At 75.3% G+C, this 22305-nt stretch carries 22 protein-coding genes; 8 read left to right on the top strand and 14 right to left on the bottom strand.

Annotated elements, in window-relative coordinates:
• The 4 genes from cobO (at position 1) to ACIRD3_RS21195 (ending at position 3501) form a co-directional block, all read left to right on the top strand.
• Positions 1-606, top strand: a complete 606-nt coding sequence (gene cobO / locus ACIRD3_RS21210) for a cob(I)yrinic acid a,c-diamide adenosyltransferase (RefSeq protein ID WP_402218743.1) — start codon at positions 1-3, stop codon at positions 604-606.
• A 4-nt stretch (positions 607-610) separates the two neighbouring features.
• The gene (locus tag ACIRD3_RS21205; RefSeq protein WP_402218741.1) at positions 611-2023 is read left to right on the top strand and encodes a cobyrinate a,c-diamide synthase; all 1413 of its coding nucleotides are present in this window, start codon (positions 611-613) and stop codon (positions 2021-2023) included.
• A gap of 69 nt (positions 2024-2092) precedes the next feature.
• Positions 2093-2659 (top strand): chloramphenicol phosphotransferase CPT, encoded by a 567-nt coding sequence (gene cpt, locus ACIRD3_RS21200; RefSeq protein ID WP_402218870.1) that lies wholly within the window; start codon positions 2093-2095, stop codon positions 2657-2659.
• 185 nt (positions 2660-2844) lie between these two features.
• Complete coding sequence (locus tag ACIRD3_RS21195) at positions 2845-3501, top strand: class I SAM-dependent methyltransferase (RefSeq protein WP_402218738.1); 657 nt, start codon at positions 2845-2847, stop codon at positions 3499-3501.
• Positions 3502-3535: 34 nt separating this feature from the next.
• Here the strand turns inward: ACIRD3_RS21195 and ACIRD3_RS21190 are convergent, their stop codons facing one another.
• Positions 3536-4033, bottom strand: a complete 498-nt coding sequence (locus tag ACIRD3_RS21190) for a hypothetical protein (RefSeq protein WP_402218737.1) — start codon at positions 4031-4033, stop codon at positions 3536-3538.
• 106 nt (positions 4034-4139) lie between these two features.
• On the bottom strand, positions 4140-4652 hold the full coding sequence (locus ACIRD3_RS21185; protein WP_402218734.1) for a MarR family winged helix-turn-helix transcriptional regulator: 513 nt from the start codon (positions 4650-4652) through the stop codon (positions 4140-4142).
• 156 nt (positions 4653-4808) lie between these two features.
• Between ACIRD3_RS21185 and ACIRD3_RS21180 the strand changes: the two genes are divergently transcribed.
• Positions 4809-5777 carry an EamA family transporter gene (locus ACIRD3_RS21180; RefSeq protein ID WP_402218732.1) on the top strand — a complete coding sequence of 323 codons (969 nt, stop codon included), beginning with the start codon at positions 4809-4811 and terminating at the stop codon, positions 5775-5777.
• Positions 5778-5877: 100 nt separating this feature from the next.
• On the opposite strand, the gene ACIRD3_RS21175 is transcribed toward ACIRD3_RS21180, so the two are convergent.
• From ACIRD3_RS21175 to ACIRD3_RS21160, 4 genes are read right to left on the bottom strand one after another with little or no spacing between them, the layout of a single operon-like run.
• A complete protein-coding gene (locus ACIRD3_RS21175; RefSeq protein WP_402218730.1) occupies positions 5878-6828 on the bottom strand; it encodes a hypothetical protein in 951 nt (316 codons plus the stop codon).
• Positions 6829-6879: 51 nt separating this feature from the next.
• Positions 6880-7905: a TolB family protein gene (locus ACIRD3_RS21170; protein ID WP_402218867.1), complete on the bottom strand. Its 1026-nt coding sequence runs from the start codon at positions 7903-7905 to the stop codon at positions 6880-6882.
• Positions 7906-7907: 2 nt separating this feature from the next.
• A complete protein-coding gene (locus ACIRD3_RS21165; RefSeq protein WP_402218728.1) occupies positions 7908-9254 on the bottom strand; it encodes an MFS transporter in 1347 nt (448 codons plus the stop codon).
• Positions 9255-9259: 5 nt separating this feature from the next.
• Positions 9260-10090: an alkaline phosphatase family protein gene (locus ACIRD3_RS21160; RefSeq protein WP_402218865.1), complete on the bottom strand. Its 831-nt coding sequence runs from the start codon at positions 10088-10090 to the stop codon at positions 9260-9262.
• 392 nt (positions 10091-10482) lie between these two features.
• On the opposite strand from ACIRD3_RS21160, the gene ACIRD3_RS21155 reads away from it, so the two are divergent.
• Positions 10483-11856 (top strand): cobalamin biosynthesis protein, encoded by a 1374-nt coding sequence (locus ACIRD3_RS21155; RefSeq protein ID WP_402218726.1) that lies wholly within the window; start codon positions 10483-10485, stop codon positions 11854-11856.
• On the top strand, positions 11853-12899 hold the full coding sequence (gene cobC / locus ACIRD3_RS21150) for an Rv2231c family pyridoxal phosphate-dependent protein CobC (RefSeq protein ID WP_402218723.1): 1047 nt from the start codon (positions 11853-11855) through the stop codon (positions 12897-12899). The genes ACIRD3_RS21155 and cobC overlap by 4 nt, the downstream gene beginning before the upstream one ends.
• Here the strand turns inward: cobC and ACIRD3_RS21145 are convergent.
• The 7 genes from ACIRD3_RS21145 to ACIRD3_RS21115 form a co-directional block, all read right to left on the bottom strand.
• The gene (locus tag ACIRD3_RS21145) at positions 12891-13739 is read right to left on the bottom strand and encodes an MOSC domain-containing protein (RefSeq protein WP_402218720.1); all 849 of its coding nucleotides are present in this window, start codon (positions 13737-13739) and stop codon (positions 12891-12893) included. The genes cobC and ACIRD3_RS21145 overlap by 9 nt on opposite strands.
• Positions 13736-14272: a hypothetical protein gene (locus ACIRD3_RS21140; protein WP_402218718.1), complete on the bottom strand. Its 537-nt coding sequence runs from the start codon at positions 14270-14272 to the stop codon at positions 13736-13738. Before ACIRD3_RS21140 ends, ACIRD3_RS21145 begins: the two co-directional genes overlap by 4 nt.
• The gene (locus ACIRD3_RS21135) at positions 14269-14847 is read right to left on the bottom strand and encodes a hypothetical protein (protein ID WP_402218716.1); all 579 of its coding nucleotides are present in this window, start codon (positions 14845-14847) and stop codon (positions 14269-14271) included. The genes ACIRD3_RS21140 and ACIRD3_RS21135 overlap by 4 nt, the downstream gene beginning before the upstream one ends.
• Positions 14848-14995: 148 nt before the next feature.
• The gene (gene glnII / locus ACIRD3_RS21130; RefSeq protein WP_270143183.1) at positions 14996-16018 is read right to left on the bottom strand and encodes a glutamine synthetase; all 1023 of its coding nucleotides are present in this window, start codon (positions 16016-16018) and stop codon (positions 14996-14998) included.
• Between the two features lie 235 nt (positions 16019-16253).
• Entirely contained in the window at positions 16254-17246 is a 993-nt protein-coding gene (locus ACIRD3_RS21125; RefSeq protein ID WP_402218714.1) for an SCO1860 family LAETG-anchored protein, read from the bottom strand.
• A 163-nt stretch (positions 17247-17409) separates the two neighbouring features.
• Positions 17410-18087 (bottom strand): uracil-DNA glycosylase, encoded by a 678-nt coding sequence (locus tag ACIRD3_RS21120; protein WP_402218711.1) that lies wholly within the window; start codon positions 18085-18087, stop codon positions 17410-17412.
• Between the two features lie 171 nt (positions 18088-18258).
• The gene (locus tag ACIRD3_RS21115; RefSeq protein WP_402218709.1) at positions 18259-19350 is read right to left on the bottom strand and encodes an amidohydrolase family protein; all 1092 of its coding nucleotides are present in this window, start codon (positions 19348-19350) and stop codon (positions 18259-18261) included.
• A 43-nt stretch (positions 19351-19393) separates the two neighbouring features.
• Here ACIRD3_RS21115 and ACIRD3_RS21110 point away from each other — a divergent pair, with 43 nt between their 5' ends.
• Complete coding sequence (locus ACIRD3_RS21110; RefSeq protein WP_402218706.1) at positions 19394-20536, top strand: pyridoxal-phosphate-dependent aminotransferase family protein; 1143 nt, start codon at positions 19394-19396, stop codon at positions 20534-20536.
• 56 nt (positions 20537-20592) lie between these two features.
• On the opposite strand, the gene ACIRD3_RS21105 is transcribed toward ACIRD3_RS21110, so the two are convergent.
• On the bottom strand, positions 20593-22236 hold the full coding sequence (locus ACIRD3_RS21105) for an APC family permease (RefSeq protein WP_402218703.1): 1644 nt from the start codon (positions 22234-22236) through the stop codon (positions 20593-20595).
• Positions 22237-22305: the final 69 nt, after the last annotated feature.

The following is a 22305-nucleotide window of genomic DNA, read 5'->3' as shown; positions in this document are numbered from 1 at the left end:
ATGCCCAAGGGCGTCCCCGAGAGTGTTCCCGACGACGGCCTGACCACCCGCCAGCGCCGTACGCTGCCGATCACCGCCGTGCACACCGGCCCCGGCAAGGGCAAGTCCACGGCCGCGTTCGGCATGGCGCTGCGGGCCTGGAACCAGGGCTGGTCGGTCGGGGTGTTCCAGTTCGTGAAGTCCGCCAAGTGGAAGGTCGGCGAGGAGAACGCGCTGCGCGTGCTCGGCGCCTCCGGCGAGGGCGGCACCGTCGACTGGCACAAGATGGGCTCCGGCTGGTCCTGGATCCAGCGCTCCGCCGAGCAGGAGATGTCCAGCGAGGAGGCGGCCAAGGAGGGCTGGGAGCAGGTCAAGCGCGACCTCGCGGCCGAGACCTACCGCTTCTACGTGCTCGACGAGTTCACCTACCCGATGCACTGGGGGTGGATCGACGCGGACGAGGTGGTGGCCGTGCTCAAGGACCGTCCGGGCAGCCAGCACGTCGTGATCACCGGCCGGTACGCGCCCGAGGCGCTGACCGGCTTCGCCGACCTGGTCACCGAGATGACCAAGGTCAAGCACCCCATGGACGCCGGCCGCAAGGGCCAGCGCGGTATCGAGTGGTAGGCCGTTGAGCACCGTCCCCCGCCCCTCGGGCAGCGTTCCCCGCCCGTCGGTCACCGTCCCCCGCCTCGTCGTCGCGGCGCCCTCCTCGGGCGCCGGCAAGACCACCGTCGCCACCGGCCTGATCGCGGCGCTCGCCGCGCGCGGGCTGGCGGTCTCGCCGCACAAGGTCGGCCCGGACTACATCGACCCGGGCTACCACGCGCTCGCCGCCGGGCGTCCGGGCCGCAACCTGGACGCCTTCCTGTGCGGCCCGGAGCGGATCGCCCCGCTGTTCCTGCACGGCGCGGCGGGGGCGGACGTCGCGGTGGTCGAGGGCGTCATGGGCCTGTTCGACGGGGCCTCCGGGCGCGGGGAGCTGGCCTCCACGGCGCACGTCGCCAAACTGCTGCGGGCCCCGGTGGTGCTGGTGGTGGACGGCTCCTCGCAGTCCCGCTCGGTGGCCGCGCTGGTGCACGGCTTCGCCTCCTGGGACCCGGAGGTCCGCCTCGCCGGGGTGATCCTCAACCGGGTCGCCTCCGACCGGCACGAGCAGCTGCTGCGCGAGGCCCTGGAGGAGGGCTCCGGCGTGCCGGTGCTCGGCGCGTTGCGGCGCTCCGCGGCGGTCGCCACGCCCTCCCGCCACCTCGGGCTGATCCCGGCGGTGGAGCGCTCGGCGGAGGCGCTGAAGGCGGTCGCCGACATGGGCGACCTGGTCGCCTCCTCCGTCGACCTGGACGCCCTGCTGGAACTCGCCCGGACCGCCCCCGGCCTGGACGCCGAGCCGTGGGACCCGACGGCCGAGGTCACCCCGGTCACCGGGCGGCCCCGGATCGCGGTGGCGGGCGGCGCGGCGTTCTCCTTCTCCTACGCCGAGAACGCCGAACTGCTCGGCGCGGCCGGGGCGGAGGTGGTCCCCTTCGACCCGCTGCACGCCGGCGCGCTGCCCGCCGGGACCACCGGGCTCGTCATCGGCGGCGGCTTCCCCGAGCTGTACGTCCGGGAGTTGAGCGGCAACGCCGAACTGCGCTCGGCCATCGCCGCGTTCGCCGCCTCCGGCGGGCCGATCGCCGCCGAGTGCGCAGGACTGCTCTATCTGGGGCGCGAGTTGGACGGCCTGCCGATGTGCGGCGTGCTGGCCGCCGAGGCCCGGATGACCGAACGCCTCACCCTCGGCTACCGGGAGGCCGTCGCCCTGCACGACTCCCCGCTCGCGGCGGCCGGCACCCGACTGCGCGGCCACGAGTTCCACCGGACGGTCTGCGAGCCGGGTGCCGGCGAACACCCGGCCTGGGGCTGGCACCTGCCGACCGGGCCGCGCACGGAGGGCTTCGCCCACGGCAACGTGCACGCCTCCTACCTGCACCTGCACTGGGCCGGGGCACCGGCGCTCGCCTCCGCCTTCGCGGCGGCCGCGGCGGCGTACGGGAGCGGCCGGTAGGCGAGCCCGCGCACGGCGGGGCGCGGCGGGGCGCGGTCGGGCGGCGCACCCTAGGATGCGCCCATGCACGTGATCGTCCTCAACGGCGGCTCCAGCTCCGGGAAGTCGAGCATCGCCCGCGCCCTGCAGGAGCTGCTGCCCGAGCCGTGGCTGCACCTCGGCGCGGACACCCTGGTCGGCGCGCTGCCGCCCGCGCTGCTGGACGGCGGCGAGGGGATCGGCGGCCTGGCGGGCGGGGACGGCACGGTCGAGGTCGGGCCGGCCTTCGCCGAACTGGACGCCGCCTGGACGGCCGGGGTGGCGGCGATGGCCCGGGCCGGCGCCCGGATCGTGGTGGACGAGGTCTTCCTCGGCACCACCGCCTCGCAGGCCCGCTGGCGGGCCGCGCTGGCCGGCCTGGAGGTGCTCTGGGTCGGCGTGCGCTGCGAGCCGGCGGTGGCCGCCGCCCGGGAGGCCGCGCGCGGCGACCGGGTCGCCGGGATGGCCGCCGCGCAGGCGGAGGCGGTGCACCGGGGCGTCGAGTACGACCTGGTCGTGGACAGTTCGCGGACCTCCGCCGCCGAGTGCGCCCGGGCCGTCGCCGCCCGGGTCGCCGCGGTGCGGGCCGCCTACGCGCGGGCGGCGTCCGGCGGGTGAGCGCGCGGGCGGGCGGCCGACTGCCGACAGGGCCCGGACGGACGGGCGCGCGGACGGACAGGCGCGCGGACGGACAGGCGCGCGGACGGACGGGCCGGTGCGCGGACCGCGACGCGCGCCCGGCACGTCGAACGCGCGCCGCGCGGGCGGCCGGCTTGTCGGTGGCGGGGGTGACAATGCGCGGCATGAGGGATTCCGAGTTCGGCATCGCCGAGTACTGGGACGCGGCGGCCGAGGGCTTCGACGAGGAGGCCGACCACGGGTTGCGGGAGGCGTCCGTACGGGCGGCGTGGGTGCGGCGGGTGCGGGGGTGGGTGCCGGGCGCGGCGTCGGACGTGCTCGACGTCGGCTGCGGCACCGGATCGCTGTCGGCGTTGCTCGCCGCGGACGGGCACCGGGTGACCGGGGTGGACCTGGCGCCGCGGATGGTCGCGCGGGCGCGGGCGAAGCTGGCGGCGGCGGGGCTGCCGGGGCGGTTCCTGGTGGGGGACGCGGCGGCGCCTCCGGTGCCGGGCGAGCGCTTCGACGTGCTGCTGTCCCGTCACCTGGTCTGGACGCTGCCCGATCCGGAGCGGGCGCTGCGCACCTGGGCGGGGCTGCTGCGCCCGGGCGGGCGGCTCGTCCTGGTCGAGGGCCGGTGGCGCGAGGCCGGGCGGGCCGTGGTGCCGTACGCGGCCGGGGCGGAGCGGCTGCCGTGGGGCGGCGGCGTCGGGGCGGAGGAACTCGCCGAAGCGGTGCGGCCGCTGGTGTCCGAGCTGCGCGTCGAGCCGCTCGACGGGGAGGCCGGGCTGTGGGGCGGCCCGGTGGAGGACGAGCGGTACGCGCTGATCGCGTACCGCTGATCCACGCGTACGGCCGAGCGCCCGGCCCGGTGCGTCAGGTGTCGTTGCCGAAGGGGCCGTCGCCGAAGGGGCCGTCGCCGACGGGGCCGTTGCCGAAGGTGCCGCGCAGGGGGTCGGCGCGGTGGCAGGCGGCACAGCGCAGCCGGGTGTAGATCGCGACCGGGCCCATGAAGACGTCCTCGCGGCCGTCGGCCGGGGATGCGGAGGCGGCCGGCTCCCCGCAGTCCAGGCAGGTGCGGTGCGGGCGGGCGGCGACGGAGCAGGAGCGGCAGACCAGGTGGGTGGGGTGCTCGGCGTGGACGACGACGGGCTGGGGGCTGCCGTAGAGGAGGTGGTCGCACCAGGTGCAGGACTCGTCCTCCTGGGCGGCCAGCATCCGGGCCCTGGTCTCCCGCTGCCACGCGGCCGCGTTCTGCAGCGGCACCTTCACCGGCGTCCCCCACCCGGCGGCGGCGAGCCACTGGGCGCCCTCCGCGCCGGCGGCGCGCAGCTGGTCGTCGACGGCGATCTCCCGCGGCGTCCTGTCCTTCATCGGGCGTCTCCTCCGGTGCGGCTGCGCGCCGTCCGCGCGGTTCCGCCGGGGTTAACGCGGGCGGGAGGGCGCTGGACACGCCCGCCCGTCCGCGCGGCCGCCGGGCTCAGTCGAGGAGCGCCTCGGTGTCCCCGTGGGCGATGAGGAGTTTGCGCAGCAGCCCGTCGAGCTGGGCACGCTCGCCGCCGTCGAGTGCGGCGAGCAGTCGCTCCTCGTTGCGGACGTGGCCGGCCAGGGCGCCGTCGATCAGCTCCTTGCCCGCGGGGGTGAGGCGGATCAGGACGGCGCGGCGGTCGTCGGGGCAGGGGTTGCGCTCGACCAGGCCCTTGGCGGAGAGCTTGTCGACCCGGTTGGTGATGGCGCCGGAGGTGACCATGGCGGCCTTGAGCAGGGCGCGGGCGTTGAGCTCGTAGGGCTCGCCGGAGCGGCGCAGGGTAGCCAGGACGTCGAACTCGGAGGAGTCCAGGCCGCAGGTGGTGAAGTACTCGCGCAGGGCGGCGTCGACCCGGGCGTTGAGCCTCCGCAGCCGGCCGATCAGGCCCATGGCCTCGGGGTTCAGGTCGGGGCGGGTCCTCGCCCACTGTTCGACGATGTCGTCGACGGTGTCGCGCTGCTCCATGGTCTGCCGCCTTTCCGGGGGGTCGTCCGGCTCCGGGCCGGTCATCCGGCCGGCTCTCGTAAATATCTTAGCCTTCACATACTTGACGTTCACCTACTTAGACGCGTAGAACTTATCTCAACGTTCAGATAGTCAACGTTGAGGGGATCGCTCGTCATGGACCGCAAGCGCGCAGGAATCGCCGTCACCGCCGCCCTCGCCCCGGCGATGTGGGGCACCACCTACCTGGTCACCACCCAGCTGCTGCCCGAGGGCCGCCCGCTGCTGCTCGCCGCGCTGCGCGCCCTGCCCGCCGGCCTGCTGCTGCTCGCGATCGGCCGCAAGCTGCCCAAGGGCCGCTGGTGGGGGCGCGCCGCCGTCCTCGGGATGCTCAACATCGGGCTGTTCTTCCCGCTCATGTTCGTCGGCGCGTACCGCCTGCCCGGCGGGGTCGCGGCCACCATCGGCGCGATCCAGCCCCTGCTCGTCGCCGGGTTCTCCATCGGCGTGCTCGGCGTACGGCCCGGACGGCGCGCGGTGGTCGCCGGACTGGTCGGGGTCGCCGGGGTGGCCCTGCTGGTCCTCAAGGCCGGCGCGAAGCTGGACGGCGTCGGACTCGCCGCGATGGTCGCCGGCGTCGCGCTGATGGCGATGGGCACCGTCCTCACCCGGCGCTGGGGCCGCCCCGAGGGTGCCACCCTGGCCGATCTCACCGCGTGGCAGCTGCTCGCCGGCTCGGTCTTCCTGGTCCCGCTCGCCGCGATCGTCGAGGGCGCGCCGCCCGCGCTGAGCGCCGCCAACCTGACCGGCTTCGCCTACCTCGGCATCCTCAGCACCGCCCTCGGCTACGTCCTCTGGTTCCGCGGCATCGAGCACCTCGGCGCCGGCCCGGCCTCCTTCCTCGGCCTGGTCAACCCGGTCGTCGCCACCATCGGCGGCCTGCTCGTCCTCGGCCAGACCCTCACCCCCTGGCAGGTCCTCGGCCTCCTGCTGGCCCTCGGCGCCCTGGTCGCCGGCCAGGCCCCCGCCCGCCGCACCCCGGCCGGGGCCCCGGCCACCGCCCGGATCCCGGCCCCGGCGGCCACCCCGAACGCGGTCGCCGCCCCGGCCCCGACCCCGGTCCCGGTCCCGGCGGCCACCCGCTGACCGCGGCCCCGATCCCCTCGCCGCTGCCCCGCCGAGCACCGCTCGGCGGGGCAGCGGCGTCCGCGCGGCTCACGGCCGAACGGGTGAGCCTTGCCCGAGGTCAGCCGGTGGCGCGGATGTAGATGTCGGCGGCGCCGGGCAGGCCGCCCGGGATGGTCGCGACGTAGAAGCGGCGGGCGGAGGGAGCCGGGGTGGGCACAGGCGTCGCGGTCGGGGTCAGGGTGGGGGCGGGAGTGGGAACGGGCGGTTCCTCGACGACCGCCGGGGCGGGGACCACGCCGGGGCCGGGGCCGGGGCCGGGGCCGAGCGCGGGGGCGGCGTCCTCGTCCGCGTCCGCATCGGCGTCGGGGTCCGCTGCGGGGGCGGGGGCGCGGCCTTCCTCGGTGGGTGAGGCGCAGGCCCTGGGTGAGGCCGAGGCCGTGGGCGAGGCCGTCGCAGCGGCGGAGGGCAGCGGCGCCGGGGTGGTGGGCACCGAGCCGGTGGGCATGGCGGTGGTGGGCACGGCGGTGGTGGGCACGGCGGTGGTGGGCACGGCGGACGGCGCGCCGAACGGCCCCTCCCGGAGCTCCGGGGCCTCGGCGGGCTCGTCGCCGCCGAGGGCGGCCACGAGGTCCGCCGGGAGGGGGGCGGCGGGACCGGGGTCGGGGAGGTCGTAGGCGCTGAGGAAGTCGCCGACGCCCGGGGCCTTGCCGCCGCCGAGGCGGTAGTGCAGGTACGCGACGGGGGCGCCGTCGGAGGTGTGGGTGTAGACGGCGCCGACCGGGACGTAGTAGCGGCCGACGCCGGGGTGCTGGGAGGGGTGCAGGCCGGCCAGGCGTTCGGCGCGGTCGCGGTCGGTCTCGTGGCCGGGCCCGCCGATGGTGAGCGCGTTGACGCCGCGCACCACCAGGGCGGCGGCCACGGACACGAAGAGCACCAGACCGACGGCGACGGTGCGCCGCAGCACCGGGCGGCCGTGCAGGGCGGGCCAGGAGTCGGTCACCACGCGCTCGGGTGGGATGCCGTCCACGGTTGCTCGCTCCCCCTCGATCAGGACGTTCGATCCGGACATTCGATCAGGACGTCACAGTGTGCTCGACGTGGGACCGTAGCCGAGAGTTCCTCAGCCCGGGTAGGCGGGGGCCACGGCGGCCCTGGTGACCGCCTGCGGGCTGCCGGAGCCGTCCGCCGGGACGGTCCACAGGTCGGCGCCGTAGTCACCGGGCAGGGCGTAGACCAGGGTGCCGTCGCCGGACCAGAGGGCCTGGTCGTCGATGTTGCGCTGTTCGGCCGTGGCGGTCTCGGTCATGGTGGCCAGGTCGAGGACGTACAGCCGCCAGGGGGCGTCCTCGGGGAGGCCGGGGACGCGCTTCTTGTAGGCGACCCGGGTGCCGTCCGGCGAGAGCGAGGGGCATTCGACGTTGTCGTGCAGCCCGGTGAGGGTGCGGGCGGCGAGGTCGCCGCGGACGAGGTGGGTCTGCCCGGCACTGGCGACGGTGGCGTAGAAGGTGTTGTCGTCGGCGAAGGTGACGCCCCAGACGTTGGTGTCGTGCGCCTGGTACGGGTGGCCGTCCAGGATGATCGCGAAGTCCTCCAGGTTCTCCCGCAGGTTCCAGTCCCGGACGTCCACGATCGAGGTGCGGGTGGAGAAGTCGCTGCCCGCGTACGAGTCGCCGCTGACGAAGACGGTCCAGGCGGCGAGGTGCCCGGACGGCGAGACCCGGGAGCGGGTGGGGATGCCGGCGGCCGGGAAGGAGCGCCGTTCGCGCAGGTGGTCGTCGAGGACGACGGCCCGGTAGGTGTCCTCCAGTGCCCCGTGCTGGGCCTGCAGGCAGATCCCGGTGCCGGCGGCGGCGTGGAAGCGCAGGCACTGGACGCCGGAGGCGGTGCGCGGCCCGTCGGGGCGGTCGGCCGGGACGGCGGTGATCTCGTCCCGGTGCGGCCCCCAGGCCATGTTGCGGAACAGCAGCTGCCGTCCGCCCCCCGGGGCTCCGAGCGACACCGGGCCGGAGACGACGGACGGTCCGCCGGGCTGGACCCGGTCCCGGCGGGCGGTGCGGTCGGCCGCGTACAGGACGGCTCCGGTGCCGACCGCGCCGAGCAGGACGACGGCGACCAGCAGCACGATCACTCTGGTCCGGTTCTGCAGGTTCACGAACGCTCCTCAGCGGCGGTGGTACCGGGTCCGGCGGTCGGCCCCTCGGGTCCTGCGGCCGGCCCGGACGGGCGCAGCACCGCCGCCGCGCCGACCACGCACAGCGCCAGCGCCCCCGTCGACCAGCCCAGCGCCGACGGGCCGCCGATCGCGCCCCACAGCGCGCCGAACAGCAGCGAGCAGGTGAACCGGGCCAGCGCCTGCCCGGTTCCGACCAGGGCGAGTCCGGCGCCGCGCTGCTCGGCGGGGACGGCGTCCGCCGCCGCGGCGGCGAGCACGCCGTCGGTGGCCGCGTAGAACGCGCCGTGCAGCACCAGTACGCAGATCGCCGCCGGCAGCCCGCGCAGCGGCGACAGCAGCACCCCGTACGCGAGCAGCAGCACCCCGTGCCCGGCGAGGAAGAGCCGGTGGCGGCCGATCCGGTCGGCGAGCGCGCCGAGCGGGACGGCGAGCAGCAGGAAGGCGGCCGCGGTGCCCAGCGGCAGCAGCGGGAAGAGGCTGACGGACAGGCCGAGCCGGCGCTGGACGAGCAGGTAGAGGAAGGAGTCGCTGACGGTGGTGAGCCCGAGCAGGACGGCGCAGAGCGTCAGTCGGCGCAGACCGGGCAGGCGCAGCAGGGTGAGACCGTCCCGCAGTGTGGGGGCGGAGGTTGACGGGTCGTCACCCTCCTGCCGGCTGGGCACGAACAGCAGCAGGATCAGCACGCCCAGCGCGGCGACGCACGCGCTGACCGTGAACACCGCGTCGTAGCCGTGCCGTTCGCCGCCGTCGGCGAGCAGCGGGCCGCCGGCCAGGCGCAGCACCAGGAAGGCGGTGAGCGGGCCGAGCAGGGCGCCGGCCGTGTCCATCGCCCGGTGCACGCCGAACGCCCGTCCGCGGTGGGCGGGTTCGGTGGCGAGCGAGATCATCGCGTCGCGGGGCGCGGTGCGCAGGCCCTTGCCGGTGCGGTCGACGGCGATCACCGCACCGATCAGCGGCACGGTGTGGACGAGCAGCAGCAGGGGCCGGCAGAGCGCGGACAGTCCGTACCCGACGGTGGCGACGGCCTTGTGCCGGGTGGCGCCGTCGCGGCCGCGCCGGTCGGCGAGGTGGCCTCCGGCCAGGCGGACGAGGGCGCTGAAGCCGTTCTGGACGCCGTCCAGCAGGCCGAAGCCGAGCGGGGACAGGCCGAGCCCGGTGAGCAGGTAGAGGGGCAGGACGGCGGTGACCATCTCGGAGGAGATGTCGGTGACCATGCTGACGGCGCCGAGGGCGAGCACCGTCCCGGGGACGGCGCCCCGTCGCACCGGGCCGGTGGCCGGTGCGACGGGCGCCGTGGAGCTGCGGGAGTCCGCGACGTACACGGGCGTCAGTTCCAGATGCCGGTGATGTCGGTGGCGTTCGCCGAGTTGCCCGCGTGGGCCTGGACCCCGGCCAGGTCCTCCAGGGTGTGCAGCACGTCGTAGTGGTTGTACCGGGTGGCGGTGCTGCTGCCCGGGGCGACGTGGGCGCCGTAGACCAGGGTCGGGATGCGGTTGCCGGACAGTCTGTTGTCCTCGTCGAAGGTGACGACGAGCAGGCTGTTGTGGCTCTTCGCCCACTGCGCGTACCCGTCGAGGTGGTCCCGCAGCCAGGAGTCGCCGGTGCCGACGGAGCAGTCGTGCATGTCGTCGCAGAGGTCCGGGACGACGAAGGAGACCTTGGGCAGGGTGCTGTAGTCGCTCGGGAACGCGTCCATGCCGTAGGCGGTGTCGGTGGGCACGTTGCCGAAGCCGAACCACGGGTTGTGCTTCTGCGCGTAGTCGTCGACGCGGCAGTCGGTGGCACCCGGGCCGGGCAGGCCCTCGTTGTAGCTGGCCCAGGTCTGGCCGGAGGCGAGCAGTTCGGAGGCCAGGTTGGGCTCCTGCAGCGCGCCGACGTCCACGCAGTTGTCGTCGACGATGCCCTGCGAGCTGCCGGAGAACAGCATGTAGTAGTTGGGCTGGCTCGGGTGGGTGAGCCCGTAGGACTGGGTCAGCCGGGCACCGCCGGCCGCCAGGGTGCCGTTGACGTACGGGGCCTTGGAGCTGCCGACGACCTGCGAGTAGGCGTGGTTCTCCAGGACGACGACGACCACGTGGTCCGGCGAGGGCAGGCCCGCGGCGGTGTCGGCGGACGCGCTGCCGCCCGCGGCCCACAGGCCGAGCGAACCGGCCACCATGCCGAGGCCGGCGGCGAGGGCGGTCAGCGGGCGGCGCCCGCGGCGACGGGCGGGGGCGGGGGCGGGGGTGGCGGGGTCGGGGGTGGCGGGGTCGCCGGGGGTGCGCGATCGGGTGGTGGCCATGGGGTCCTCCGGAGGTCGGGGCTGCCGGGGCGGGAGCGCCGAAAACAGTAGGATCGCCGCGGTGTCGTGTACCGCACAAGACAAGTGAAGAACAGACGAACAGCTGCCGCGCGCCGACCGTCCGGTTCGTGGACGGACGCCACCGCGGTCCGCGCACTCCCCGCGGCGGACGTCACACGCGGCGCGATTGACCCCCTCCGGCCGCCCGTGGTGGGATCGCGGGGGCCCGCTCCCGGAGGGCGGGCCGGGGACGGCAAGGAGTGCGGTACGTGATCGGACTGGTCGCCGTCGACGGGCCGGGCCGTCCGCTCGCCGACGAGTTGCACGCCCGCTGGCCGGAGGGCAGCCACGTCCACCGAGCCTCGCGCGGCACCTGCTCCCAGCCGCCCGACGTCCTGCACGTCGCCCTCCGCCGCTACCGGCACGTGGTGGCGATCGCCCCGCTGCCGGCCGTCGTCTCCCTGCTGACCGGCGGCCTCGTCGACCTGCCGCGCGACACCGCCCTGGTCTGCGTGGACCCGGGGCGGCGCTGGGTGGTCCCGATGGCCGGGGGCGACGCCGCCGAGGAGCTGTCCGTCGAGGTGGCGGCCGCCCTCGGCGTCACGCCCGTCCCCACCGGCCACCGGCCGGACCGGGCACCGGGCAAGGCAGCGGGCCACGTCCCGACCGTGCCGACCGGCCCGCCCGGGGAGGCGCCGGTCCTGCGGATCACCGACCGGGAGGCCCCGGGCGAGGGCGACCTGCTGGTCCTCCCGCGCACCCTCGTCGTCGGGATCGGCGCCGGCAGCGCTGCCGGGGAGACCGAGGCGATGCGGCTGCTGACGGCCGCGCTCGACCAGGCCGGCCTGCCCCGCGCCGCGGTGGCCCGGCTGGCCACGGTGACCGGCAAGGCGGACCACCCGGCGGTGCGCTGGGCCGCGTTCTGCCTCGGCGGGGTGCCGGTGGACGAGCACCCCGCGGAGTCCCTGGCGGGCGTCCCGGTGCCGAACCCGTCCACACGGGTCGGGACGGCCGTCGGCACGGCGAGCGTCGCCGAGGCGGCGGCGCTGGCGAGCGCGCCGGGCGGTCGGCTCGTCGTCGCCAAGCGGACGTCGGCGAGGGCGACGGTGGCGATCGCGCGGGCGGCGCTGCCGGGGCGGCTCACGCTGGTCGACCTCGGCTCCGCCGGGCCCGGCCGGCTCGTGCGGCGCGCGCCGGCCGAACCGCCGACCGGACCGACCGGACCGACGGAACCGGCCGAACCGGCCGCGCTACGAGCCGTCCTGCGCGCGGCCTCGGCCGTCGTGGGCACGCCCGAGGCGGTCGAGGCCGCCGAGGCCCTGGCCGGACCGCTCCGGCCCACCACCCGCCGGATCGCGGTGGACGTCCCGACCGTCCCGGCGCCGGACCGCCCCGACGCCGCGACGCCCGCCCCCGGCACCGCGACGGACGGCACCGGAGCACCGCTCGACCCCGCCGGAGCCGCCGCACACCTGGCCGCCCACGGGCACGACGTCGCACTGGTCACCGTCGGCGACAACGACCGCGACACCAATGCCGGCGACAGCGCCGGCGCCGGGCCCGCCGTACCGCCCGGCCCGTCCCGGCTCCACCGCACCACGCCTCCCACCGCCCCCACCCACCACCGAGGAGACCCCGCGTGACCGCCCCCGAACCCGACCTGCGCCACCACGGCGACGCCGAGGTCCGCGCCGACGGGCTCGGCCTGGTCGACCTCGCCGTCAACGTCCGCACCGGCACGCCCCCGACCTGGCTGCGCGAGCGCCTCGCCGCCACCCTCGGCGACCTCGCCGCCTACCCCGACCAGCGCACCGCCCGCGCCGCGGTCGCCGCCCGGCACGCCCGCCCGGTCGAGGAGGTGCTGCTCACCTCGGGTGCCGCGGAGGCTTTCGTCCTGCTGGCGCGCGTGGTGACGGCTCGTCACATCACGGTGGTGCACCCTCAGTTCACCGAGCCGGAGGCGGCGCTCCGGGACGCCGGGCACCGGGTGCACCGGGTGCTGCTCTCCCCCGGGGACGGGTTCCGACTGGGCACCGTCCCCGAGGAGGCGGACCTGGTCGTCCTCGGCAACCCGACCAATCCGACCTCCGTCCTGCACCCCGCCGAGGCCGTGGCCGCACTGGCCCGCCCGGGGCGCACCCTGGTGGTGGACGAGGCGTTCATGGACACCGTGCCGGGCGAGCGGGAGTCGCTCGCCTCCGTACGGGACCTGCCCGGCCGGGTGGTCGTCCTGCGCAGCCTCACCAAGACCTGGGGGCTGGCCGGCCTGCGGATCGGCTACGTCCTGGGCCCCGCGCCGCTGATCTCCGAGCTCGGCGCCGCCCAGCCGCTCTGGCCGGTCTCCACTCCGGCGCTGGCCGCCGCCGAGGCCTGCAGCGGCCCCGCGGCGCTCGCCGAGGCGGACCGCGCGGCCGCCGAACTCGCGCTCTGGCGCGAACACTTGGTGAAGGGCCTGGCCGCCTTCCCGACGGTACGGCTGTACGGCGAGCCGGCCGCCTCCTTCGTGCTGGTCCGGCTGCCGGGCGCGGCGGCCGTCCGCGAGCGGCTGCGCGAGCGCGGCTTCGCCGTCCGGCGCGGGGACACCTTCCCGGGGCTGGGCGAGGAGTGGCTGCGGATCGCCGTCCGGGACGAGGAGACCACCGACCGCTTCCTCAACGCCCTGGAGGCGGTGCTCGGTTCAGTCTGAGATCGTCACCGCGTCACCCGTCCGGATCCGCCCCGGCACCACCACCCGCGCGTACACCCCCGCGCAGGGCAGCGCCGGCAGGCCGGCCAGCGGGACCACCCGGTTCCGCTCGGCCGGGATGCGCAGGGCCTCCGTGCGCCGGGGCAGCGGGCCGTGCCGCAGGGTGGGGACGGCGCAGCGCGGGGTGGGCACCAGGACGTGCAGGCGCAGCGTCGGCCCGATGGCCAACTCCCGCCCCGCCCAGGCGTTCTCGATGAATCCCTCGCCCTCGGTGCGGATCACCAGGTTCGGCCGGTAGCGCTCGGCCTCCGAGCCGGTGGCGTCCAGGGTCGCGGTGGTGATCAGGTGCAGCGGCGCGTAGTCGAAGAATCCCCCGTGCGGCGCTTCGCGACCCAACTCACTGGTCGTGAGGCCGACTTCGGCCGCTATGCCGTGGGCCAGCACTTCCTCCGGCACGGCCCGCTCGATCGTCGCGCCGGGCGGGCGCTCGGCTATCAGCGCGACCTCGCGGCCGAGCGCCTCGGACAGCTCCGCCTCGTCCACGTCGCGCCCGTCCGGTCCGGTGACCGCCACCCCGCCGTCCGCCGTGACGGCCGCCGCGTAGCCGAGCAGGCCGGACCAGAGCCGGGGGTTCTTGGCACTGGCCACCCGGCCGCCGGCCAGGTCGAGCAGGGCCCGCTCCCGGTCCCCGGCCAGGCCGCGCCCGGTCACCTCGGCCCCGTCCAGCTCCTCCCCCAGCAGGGACTTCACCGGATAGCGCCGCAGCCGCTCGACGGTGCCGACGGGGGCGCCGGGGACGCCGGGAGCGCCGGCGGCGGTGCCGTCGGGGGAGGCGGTCACCGCTCCTCCTCCGCCCACTCCCGGAGGGCGTCGAAGTGCAGGTCCCGCAGCCCGTACCGGGGGTCGACCCAGAGCGCCACGGCGGGCCCCGGATGGTTCGCCTCGATCCACGCGGCGTCCTGCGGGCCGAGCTCGTCGTCCACCCAGACGAACGGCCGCCCGTCCGCCCAGGCGACCACGTCCCGGGTCTTCCAGTGCAGCCCGTCCGGATCCGTCCCGAACACCTCCGTCCAGCGGATGTAGGGGAGTTCGGGCAGTCCGATGTTCGGTGCGATGAAGGTGTTCGCCTCCTCCATCCAGGTGGTCGCCCACACCAACTCGTATGGCAGCGAGAGCAGTTCCGGACCGTGCGCGGGGTTCAGCCACACCCGCAGCGGCTTCACCCGGTGGCGCGGCGTGGGCGCGTGGCGGGCCACCCACCCCTCGGGGAGCATCCGGTGGGTCCGGTAGCCCTCCGGACGGCGGGTGCCGGGCGCGGCGAAGGGGTTGAGCGGTCCGTCCACGTCGAGCAGGAGCAGGGGCTTTCCGGTCATGCGGCGGCCGCCCATTCCCGCAGGGTCGCGAAGTCGTCGGCCAGCAGGCCTGTGCGGGGGTTGACGTGCAGGGTGAGCGCCGGCCCGGGGTGGTTCGCCCCGATCCACTCGGCGTCCTGCGGGCCGAGCTCGTCGTCCACCCAGACGAACGGCCGCCCGTCCGCCCAGGCGACCACGTCCCGGGTCTTCCAGTGCAGCCCGTCCGGATCCTCCCCGAACATCTCCGTCCACCGGATGTACGGGAGTTCGGGGAGTCCGATGTTCGGGCCGATGTGGGTGTTCGCCTCGCCCATCCACCCGGTGGCCCAGACGAGTTCGTACGGGAGGGCCAGCAACTCCGGCCCGTGCGCCGGGTTCAGCCGCACCCGCAGCGGCTTGACCCGGCCGACCGGGCGCTTGGCGTGCCTGGCCCGGGTGGCCGACCTGGCCTGCGCCGCCGCCAGCCGCTCCTGCTTCGCGACCCACCAGGTGGGCGACAGGCGGTAGGTGCCGTAGCCGTCCGGGCGCCGCTTCGGCGCGGCATAGGGGTTGAGCGGTCCGTCCACGTCGAGGAGGAGCAGGGGCTGCTGGGTCATGCCCTGAATTCTCGGGCCGGCGGGGGACGTTGACCAGCGAATTGCGGACCGCGCCACCGGCCGGGGCTCCGACGCCGCAACGCCCGTGGGCCCCTCCCCGGCGGGGGGAGGGGCCCACGGGCGTTGCACGCACCGGGAGGGAGGTGGATCAGACCTGGCCGGCCTTCTCCAGGGCCTCGCAGCAGGTGTTGATCAGCAGGCGGGTGACGACGTAGGGGTCGACGTTCGCGTTCGGGCGGCGGTCCTCGATGTAGCCCTTCTGCTCCACCTCGACCTGCCACGGGATGCGCACGGACGCGCCGCGGTTGGAGACGCCGTAGCTGTAGACGTTCCACGGGGCGGTCTCGTGCTTGCCGGTCAGGCGGGACTGGATGTCGTCACCGTACTGGTTGACGTGCTCCAGGACCTTCTCCTGGGAGGCGCCGAGCGACTCGCAGGCGGTGATGATGGCGTCGTAGCCCTCACGCATCGCCTTGGTGGAGAAGTTGGTGTGGGCACCCGCGCCGTTCCAGTCGCCCCGGGCCGGCTTGGCGTCCAGGGTGGCGTCGATGCCGAACTCCTCGGCGGTGCGGTAGAGCAGGTAGCGGGCGATCCACAGGTCGTCCGAGACGGTCAGCGCGTCGACCGGGCCGATCTGGAACTCCCACTGGCCGGGCATGACCTCGGCGTTGATGCCGCAGATGGCCAGGCCGGCGTCGAGGCAGCGGTCCAGGTGCAGCTCGACGATCTCGCGGCCGAAGACCTCCTCGGCGCCGACGCCGCAGTAGTAGCCGCCCTGCGGGGCCGGGTAGCCGCCCTCCGGGAAGCCGAGCGGGCGGGAGCCCTTGAAGAAGGTGTACTCCTGCTCGATGCCGAAGATCGACTCCTGCGCGGCGTACTTCTCGTCGACCTCACGCAGCAGGGCGCGGGTGTTGGACTCGTGCGGGGTGCCGTCCGTCTCCAGGACCTCGCAGAGGACCAGGATGTGGTCGCCGCCGCGGATCGGGTCCTTGACGACCTTCACCGGCTCCAGCACGCGGTCCGAGGCGTGGCCCTCGGCCTGGTTGGTCGAGGAACCGTCGAAGCCCCAGGTCGGGATCTTGTCGGCGTTCGGCAGGACGCGAGTCTTGGAACGGAGCTTCGCGGTCGGCTTGGTGCCGTCGATCCAGATGTACTCGGCCTTGATTGCCACGGCGTGTCCCTCGCATTGCTGGGTGGTGGGTGCCCGCGTAGCGTCGCAAGCCGCCGTTTCCCGGTTGTTCCTCTCATGTAACGCGCATGTGAACCAACCGTCCGCGTCGGCACGGTCACGGTGCGGGAGTGCCGGGAGTGGCACTCCCGCAGCGTCGCGTGCCACGGCCGGGCCGCGGGATCGGTGCCGACGGCCGACGCCGCCGACGGTCGGCACCGACGGCCGGCGTCGGCGGTCAGTGCCGACGGGCGTGCGCGGCCCGGCGGCGCCGGGTGGCCCACAGCGCGACGGCCCCGCCCGCGACCAGGGCGGCGGCGCCGGCGGCCAGCGGGCCGGTGGCACCGCTGCCGCCGGTGGTGGCCAGCCGCTCCGGCTGCGCGCTCCGCTCCGTCCCCGCCCGCGGCGCGGCGGCGCGCGAGGTGGTGGTGTCTGCCACCGGCTGGGCGGCGGGCGGCGCGGTGGTGGGCGCCGTGGCCGGGACGGACGGGGTGGCCGACGGCCCGGCGGGCTTCTCGCAGCCCACCGAGGCGACGGTGACCTTGCCGCTGACCTTGGCGACGTTCAGGTTCAGCGGGTTCACCTCCACCTGCACCTCCAGGGCCGAGGCGGCGGCGGTGGTCGTGGTCGTGGTCTTCTTGGAGAACTCCACCGACACGCTGCCGATCAGCGGCACGTCGACCTTGGTCGGCCCGTACAGGCCGACGGTGACCGGCTTGCCGAGCACGGTCAGCTTGGCGGGCGCCACCACGTTGGCGGTCGGCGGGCCGTCCACCGGGCAGGTCACCTCGGCGCTCATCGCCTCCAGGCCGAGCAGCGCGGTCGCGGGCAGGCCGGGGGCGTGCACATCGGCGTTGACCAGCTTGACGGAGGCGGCGGCGCCCTGGGCGTCGACGCGGGTCACGGACTTGCCGACGTCCGCCTTGACCAGCTCGACCGGGCCCTGCTGGTCGACGCCGTCCACCTTGGCGGTGAGCACCGAACCGTCCCGCTGCGCGGGCGACTCCACCTTGTTCAGCGCGATGTTCACCGGGACGTCCACCGCGTTGTTCAGCAGCTTGACGTCCAGGGCGAGTTCGGCGGTGACCGCCCGCGCCTTGCCCGGCGCGGAGGCCGGCGCCGACGCGGCCGAGGGCGCGGGCGCGGCCGGAGCCGCCTGGACGGGCCCGGCGGTGAGCGCGGTGCTCACCACCACGACGGCGGCTGCGGAAACGATTCGGCGAGAAGACATGGCGGTACCCCCACACGAGCCCGGACGGACCCATCCAGATGAAACGATGAGCCGCCAGTCTTCTCGAACAATCCGTCACATGAGTAACACGGAACGTCATTTCACTCGTTGGAGTGAGATTGACGTTCCGCACTGACTCGACTCTGCTACAGCGGCAACTCCGTTACGGCAGGCGCCAGTCCACCGGCTGCGCCCCCTGCCGCACCAGCAGCTCGTTGGCCCGGCTGAACGGCCGCGAGCCGAAGAAACCGCCGTTCGCCGAGTACGGGCTCGGGTGCGCCGACTCGATCGCCGGGATGTCCCCGAGCAACGGCCGCAAGTTACGGGCGTCGCGCCCCCAGAGGATCGCCACCAGCGGCCCGCCGCGCGCCGCCAGCGCCCGGATCGCCTGCTCGGTGACCTCCTCCCAGCCCTTCCCCCGGTGGGCGGCCGGCTTGCGCGGCGCGGTGGTCAGCGCGCGGTTGAGCAGCAGCACGCCCTGCTGCGTCCACGGGGTGAGGTCCCCGTTGGACGGCTGCGGCAGGCCGAGGTCGTTGCCGTACTCCTGGAAGATGTTGATCAGGCTGGCCGGGATCGGCCGCACCTCCGGCCCCACCGAGAAGCTGAGCCCCACGGCGTGCCCGGGGGTCGGGTACGGGTCCTGCCCGACGATCAGCACCCGCACGTCCGCGAAGGGCTGCTGGAAGGCCCGCAGCACGTTCGGGCCGGAGGGCAGGTAGGTACGGCCTGCGGCCAGTTCGGCGCGCAGGAAGTCGCCCATCGCGGCGACCCGTCCGGTGACGGGTTCCAGGGCGGTGGCCCAGCCGGGCTCGACGATCTCGTTCAGTGGACGCGGTGCCATGGTCGCCACCCTATCGGCCTACACCGACAGGGCGTTCAGCGGATGATCATGTGATCGAGGGCCCTGCGGAGGCCGGGCGACGGCCGTCCGGAGGCGGCCCGGAGGCCCCGGCGAGCACCCACCGGGCAGCCGCCCGGAGGCGGCCCGGAGGCGGCCCGGAGGCGGCCCGGCTCACCCCACCGGCCGCCCCCGCAGCACCACCAGCCGAGGAGCCGCGAGCACCCGGACGTCCGCCCTCGGGTCCTCCCCGTACACCACGAAGTCCGCCGGCGCGCCCTCCTCCAGGCCCGGCCGCCCCAGCCACTCCCGCGCCGCCCAGCTCGCCGCCGAGAGCGCCTCGGCCGGGCTCAGCCCCGCCTTCACCAGCTCCGCCACCTCGTCCGCGACCAGCCCGTGCGCCAGCGAACCGCCCGCGTCGGTGCCGACGAACACCGGGATGCCCGCGTCGTGCGCGGCGCCCACGGTGTCGTACCGGCGCTCGTGCAGCCGTCGCATGTGCGCCGACCAGGCCGGGAACTTGGCCTCGCCGCCGGCCGCGAGGTCCGGGAAGGTGGCGATGTTGACCAGGGTCGGGACGATCGCGACGCCGCGCTCGGCGAAGGCCGGGACCAGCTCCTCGGTCAGTCCGGTGGCGTGCTCGACGCAGTCGATCCCGGCCGCCAGCAGGTCCGGCAGCGACTCGGCGGAGAAGCAGTGCGCGGTGACCCGCGCGCCCTCCTCGTGCGCCGCCGCGATCGCCTCGGCCAGCGCGTCGCCGGGCCAGCAGGCGGCCAGGTCGCCGCGCTCGCGGTCGATCCAGTCGCCGACCAGCTTCACCCAGCCGTCCCCGCGCCGGGCCTCGGCCCGGACGTAGGCGGCCAGGTCGCCGGGCTCGATCTCGTGCGCGTAGTTGCGGATGTAGCGGCGGGTGCGGGCGATGTGCCGGCCGGCCCGGATGATCCGGGGCAGGTCCTCGCGCTCGTCGATCCACCGGGTGTCGGCGGCCGAGCCGGCGTCACGGATCAGCAGGGTGCCGGCGTCGCGGTCGGTGAGCGCCTGCTTCTCGCTGGTCTCCGCGTCCACGGCGCCGTGCGCGTCCAGCCCCACGTGGCAGTGCGCGTCCACCAGGCCGGGCAGCACCCAGCCGGTCACCGTCCGGACGTCCGCGGCGGTCGGCGGGCGGGTGAAGCTCACCCGGCCGTCCACCACCCAGAGTTCGTCCCGGACGTCCTCCGGGCCGACCAGCACCCGACCCCGCACGTGCAGCACCGCAGCATCGCTCATGGCCGCACTCTACCGACGGGGGCGTTCCGTGGAAGCGGCGAGGATGCGGCAGACTCGTTCCCGCACCCACGACCCCTGCCAGTCCCGCGAAAGGTCACCCGTGAGCCCCTTCCTCGACCTCCCCCCGCTCAGCGCCGCCGAGTTCGCGAAGATCGAGGACCGGGTGGCCGCGCTGCTGCACACCGAGGCCGACGTGATCGTCACCCAGGGCGAGGCGCTCCTCCCCCTGGAGGCCGCGATCCGCGGCGCCGCGCACCCGGGCTCCACCGCGCTCAACATCGTCACCGGTCCGTACGGGCAGACCTTCGGCGCCTGGCTGCGCTCCTGCGGTGCGACCGTCGTCGACCTCGCCGTCCCCTTCGACGGCGCGGTCAGCGCGGAGCAGGTCGCCGAGGCCCTCCGGGCCGAGCCCGCGATCGACTTCGTCTCGCTCGTCCACGCCGAGGCCGCCACCGGCAACACCAACCCGGTCGCCGCGATCGGCGCCGTGGTCCGCGAGCACGGCGCCCTGCTGATGCTCGACGCGGTCGCCTCCGTCGCGGCCGAGCCGCTGCTCACCGACGAGTGGGGCGTCGACCTGTGCGTGATCGGCGGCCAGAAGGCGATGGGCGGCCCGGCCGGGGTCTCCGCCGTCTCGGTCTCCGAACGCGCCTGGCAGCGGATCGCCGCCAACCCGGCCGCCCCGCGCCGCTCCTACCTGTCGCTGCTGGACTGGAAGGAGCGCTGGACCGACGCGGGCCGGACCGTCCTCCCGCACGCCCCGGCCCAGTTGGAGATGCTGGCGCTCGGCGCCTGCCTGGACCGGATCGCCGCCGACGGCCTGCCCGCCGTCATCGCCCGCCACCGCGCCGCCGCGGCCGCCACCCGGGCCGGGGTCCGCGCGCTCGGCACCCTCTCCCCCTTCGTCACCGAGGACGCCCACGCGGCCCCGGTCGCCACCACCCTGCGCACCCCGGCCGGCCTGGACGCGGCGGAACTCGCCGCCCGCCTCGACCCGGCCCTGCCCGTCCAGCCGGGCGGCGGCGCGCTGGCCGCCTCGATGCTCCGGGTCAACCACTACGGCACCGCCGCCGCGCTGGACACCGTCCGGGCCTGCCTCACCGGCCTCGCGACGGCCACCGGCGCCGAGGCCGGGCCGGCCCTGGCCGCCGCCGAGGCCGCCTGGGAGGCGACCGCCGTGGCCTGAGCACACGGAGGCGGCCCCGGTGGAAGCCCACCGGGGCCGCCTCCGCGCGTCCGGCGTCAGTGCCCGCCCGCGTCCACCACCTCGACCCCGCGGATGTTCCGCTCGATCTCGGCCGGCGGCAGCGCGACCGCCAGCGCCCAGTAGTAGACGGCCAGCGAGAACACCACCACCACGCCGATGTCCCACCACAGCGGCAGGTTCCCCTGCGAGCCCTCGCCGAAGCTGCCCTGCCAGGAGATGATCCCCATCCCGACCAGGTACGGCGGCAGCCACTGCCCGGCCTTGAAGTCCATCCGCGGCGCGTTCGGCACCCCCTTGGACGCCGCGTACGCGGAGTAGCCGCCGAGCAGCACGTACCCGATGACGATCGCCAGGCCCAGGCGCCACAGGGTGTCCCAGCCGGACCAGTAGATGATCAGGCTCGCCACCGCGAAGGCCAGCGGCGAGATGATCGTGCCGCCGGGCAGGTGGTAGGACCGCTCCAGCCCGGGCAGCCGCTTGCGCAGCACCCCGAAGGCCAGCGGAGCGCCCGCGTACATCAGCACCACGGCCGAGGTGATGAACCCGACCAGCCGCTGCCAGCTGGGGAAGGGCAGGAAGCAGATCACGCCGGCGACCCAGGCGATGACCAGGCCGAGCCAGGGCACCGAGTTGCGGTCGGTGTACTGCAGGGCCTGGGGCGCGTAGCCGTTGCGGCTCAGGCCGTAGGTGACCCGCGAGCTGGAGGTGATGTAGACCAGCCCGGTGCCGGCCGGGGAGATGATCGCGTCGATGAACAGGATGGTGGCCAGCCAGCCGAGGCCGATCAGGGTGGCGAGGCCCGCGAACGGCCCGCTGATGCCGGGGTAGGTCAGCGTGCCCCACCCCCCGGCGAAGGTCTCCGGCGGCAGGGCGCCGATGAACACCACCTGGAGCATCACGTAGACGATCGTGCCGATCACCACCGACCCCAGCACCGCCCGGGGGATGTCCCGCCGGGGGTTGCGGCTCTCGCCCGCCCACTGGATGGCCTGCTCGAAGCCGAGCAGCGCGAAGATCACCCCGCTGGTGCTGATCGCGGCGAGCACGCCCTTGGCGCCGTCCGGCGCGAAGCCGTGGACGGTGAAGTTGGAGCCGTGGAACTCGGTGATCCCGAGGGCGAAGATGGCCAGGATCGGGACGGCGACCTTCCAGACGGTGGCCACGCTGTTGGTGTGCGCCAGGAGCCTGACGCCGAGGAAGTTGATCGCGACGAAGACGGCCATCAGCACGGCCGCGACCGCGAAGCCGGCGGCGGTGAGCGTCAGGTCCTTGTTCAGCAGGCCGTCCGCCCAGGACCAGTGCTGGGCGTAGTTGATCATCGCCTGCACCTCGATCGGCGCGATGGTCGCGGCCTGCAGCCAGGTGAACCAGCCGAAGGACATCCCCGCGAACCCGCCGAACGCGTAGTGCGGGTACCGCGCCGTTCCGCCCGCCACCGGGAACAGACCGCCCAGTTCGGCGTGGATCAGCGCCAGCAGGATGATCGCCACCGCGCCGATCCCCCAGGACAGCAGCGCGGCCGGCCCCGCCGCCACCGCCGCCTTCTGCGCCCCGAACAGCCAGCCGGACCCGATGATCGCCCCGACCGAGGCCCACAGCAGCCCGATGACCCCGACCTCGCGCTTGAGCCCGGTGTGCCCCGAGGCTCCCGTACTCGAATTCGTATCGGCATGAGCCATGCCCGGCCGCCTCTCGTCAGGGAAAAATCCACCCCGACAGTGCCGTAGCCCCGCCGCCTCCCCCGCCCC

It is taken from the genome of Kitasatospora sp. NPDC093550 (genome assembly GCF_044764985.1).
Classification (GTDB): domain Bacteria; phylum Actinomycetota; class Actinomycetes; order Streptomycetales; family Streptomycetaceae; genus Kitasatospora.
The sequence above is the reverse complement of the archived record's forward strand: the minus strand, read 5'-3'. Positions and strand labels throughout refer to the sequence as shown.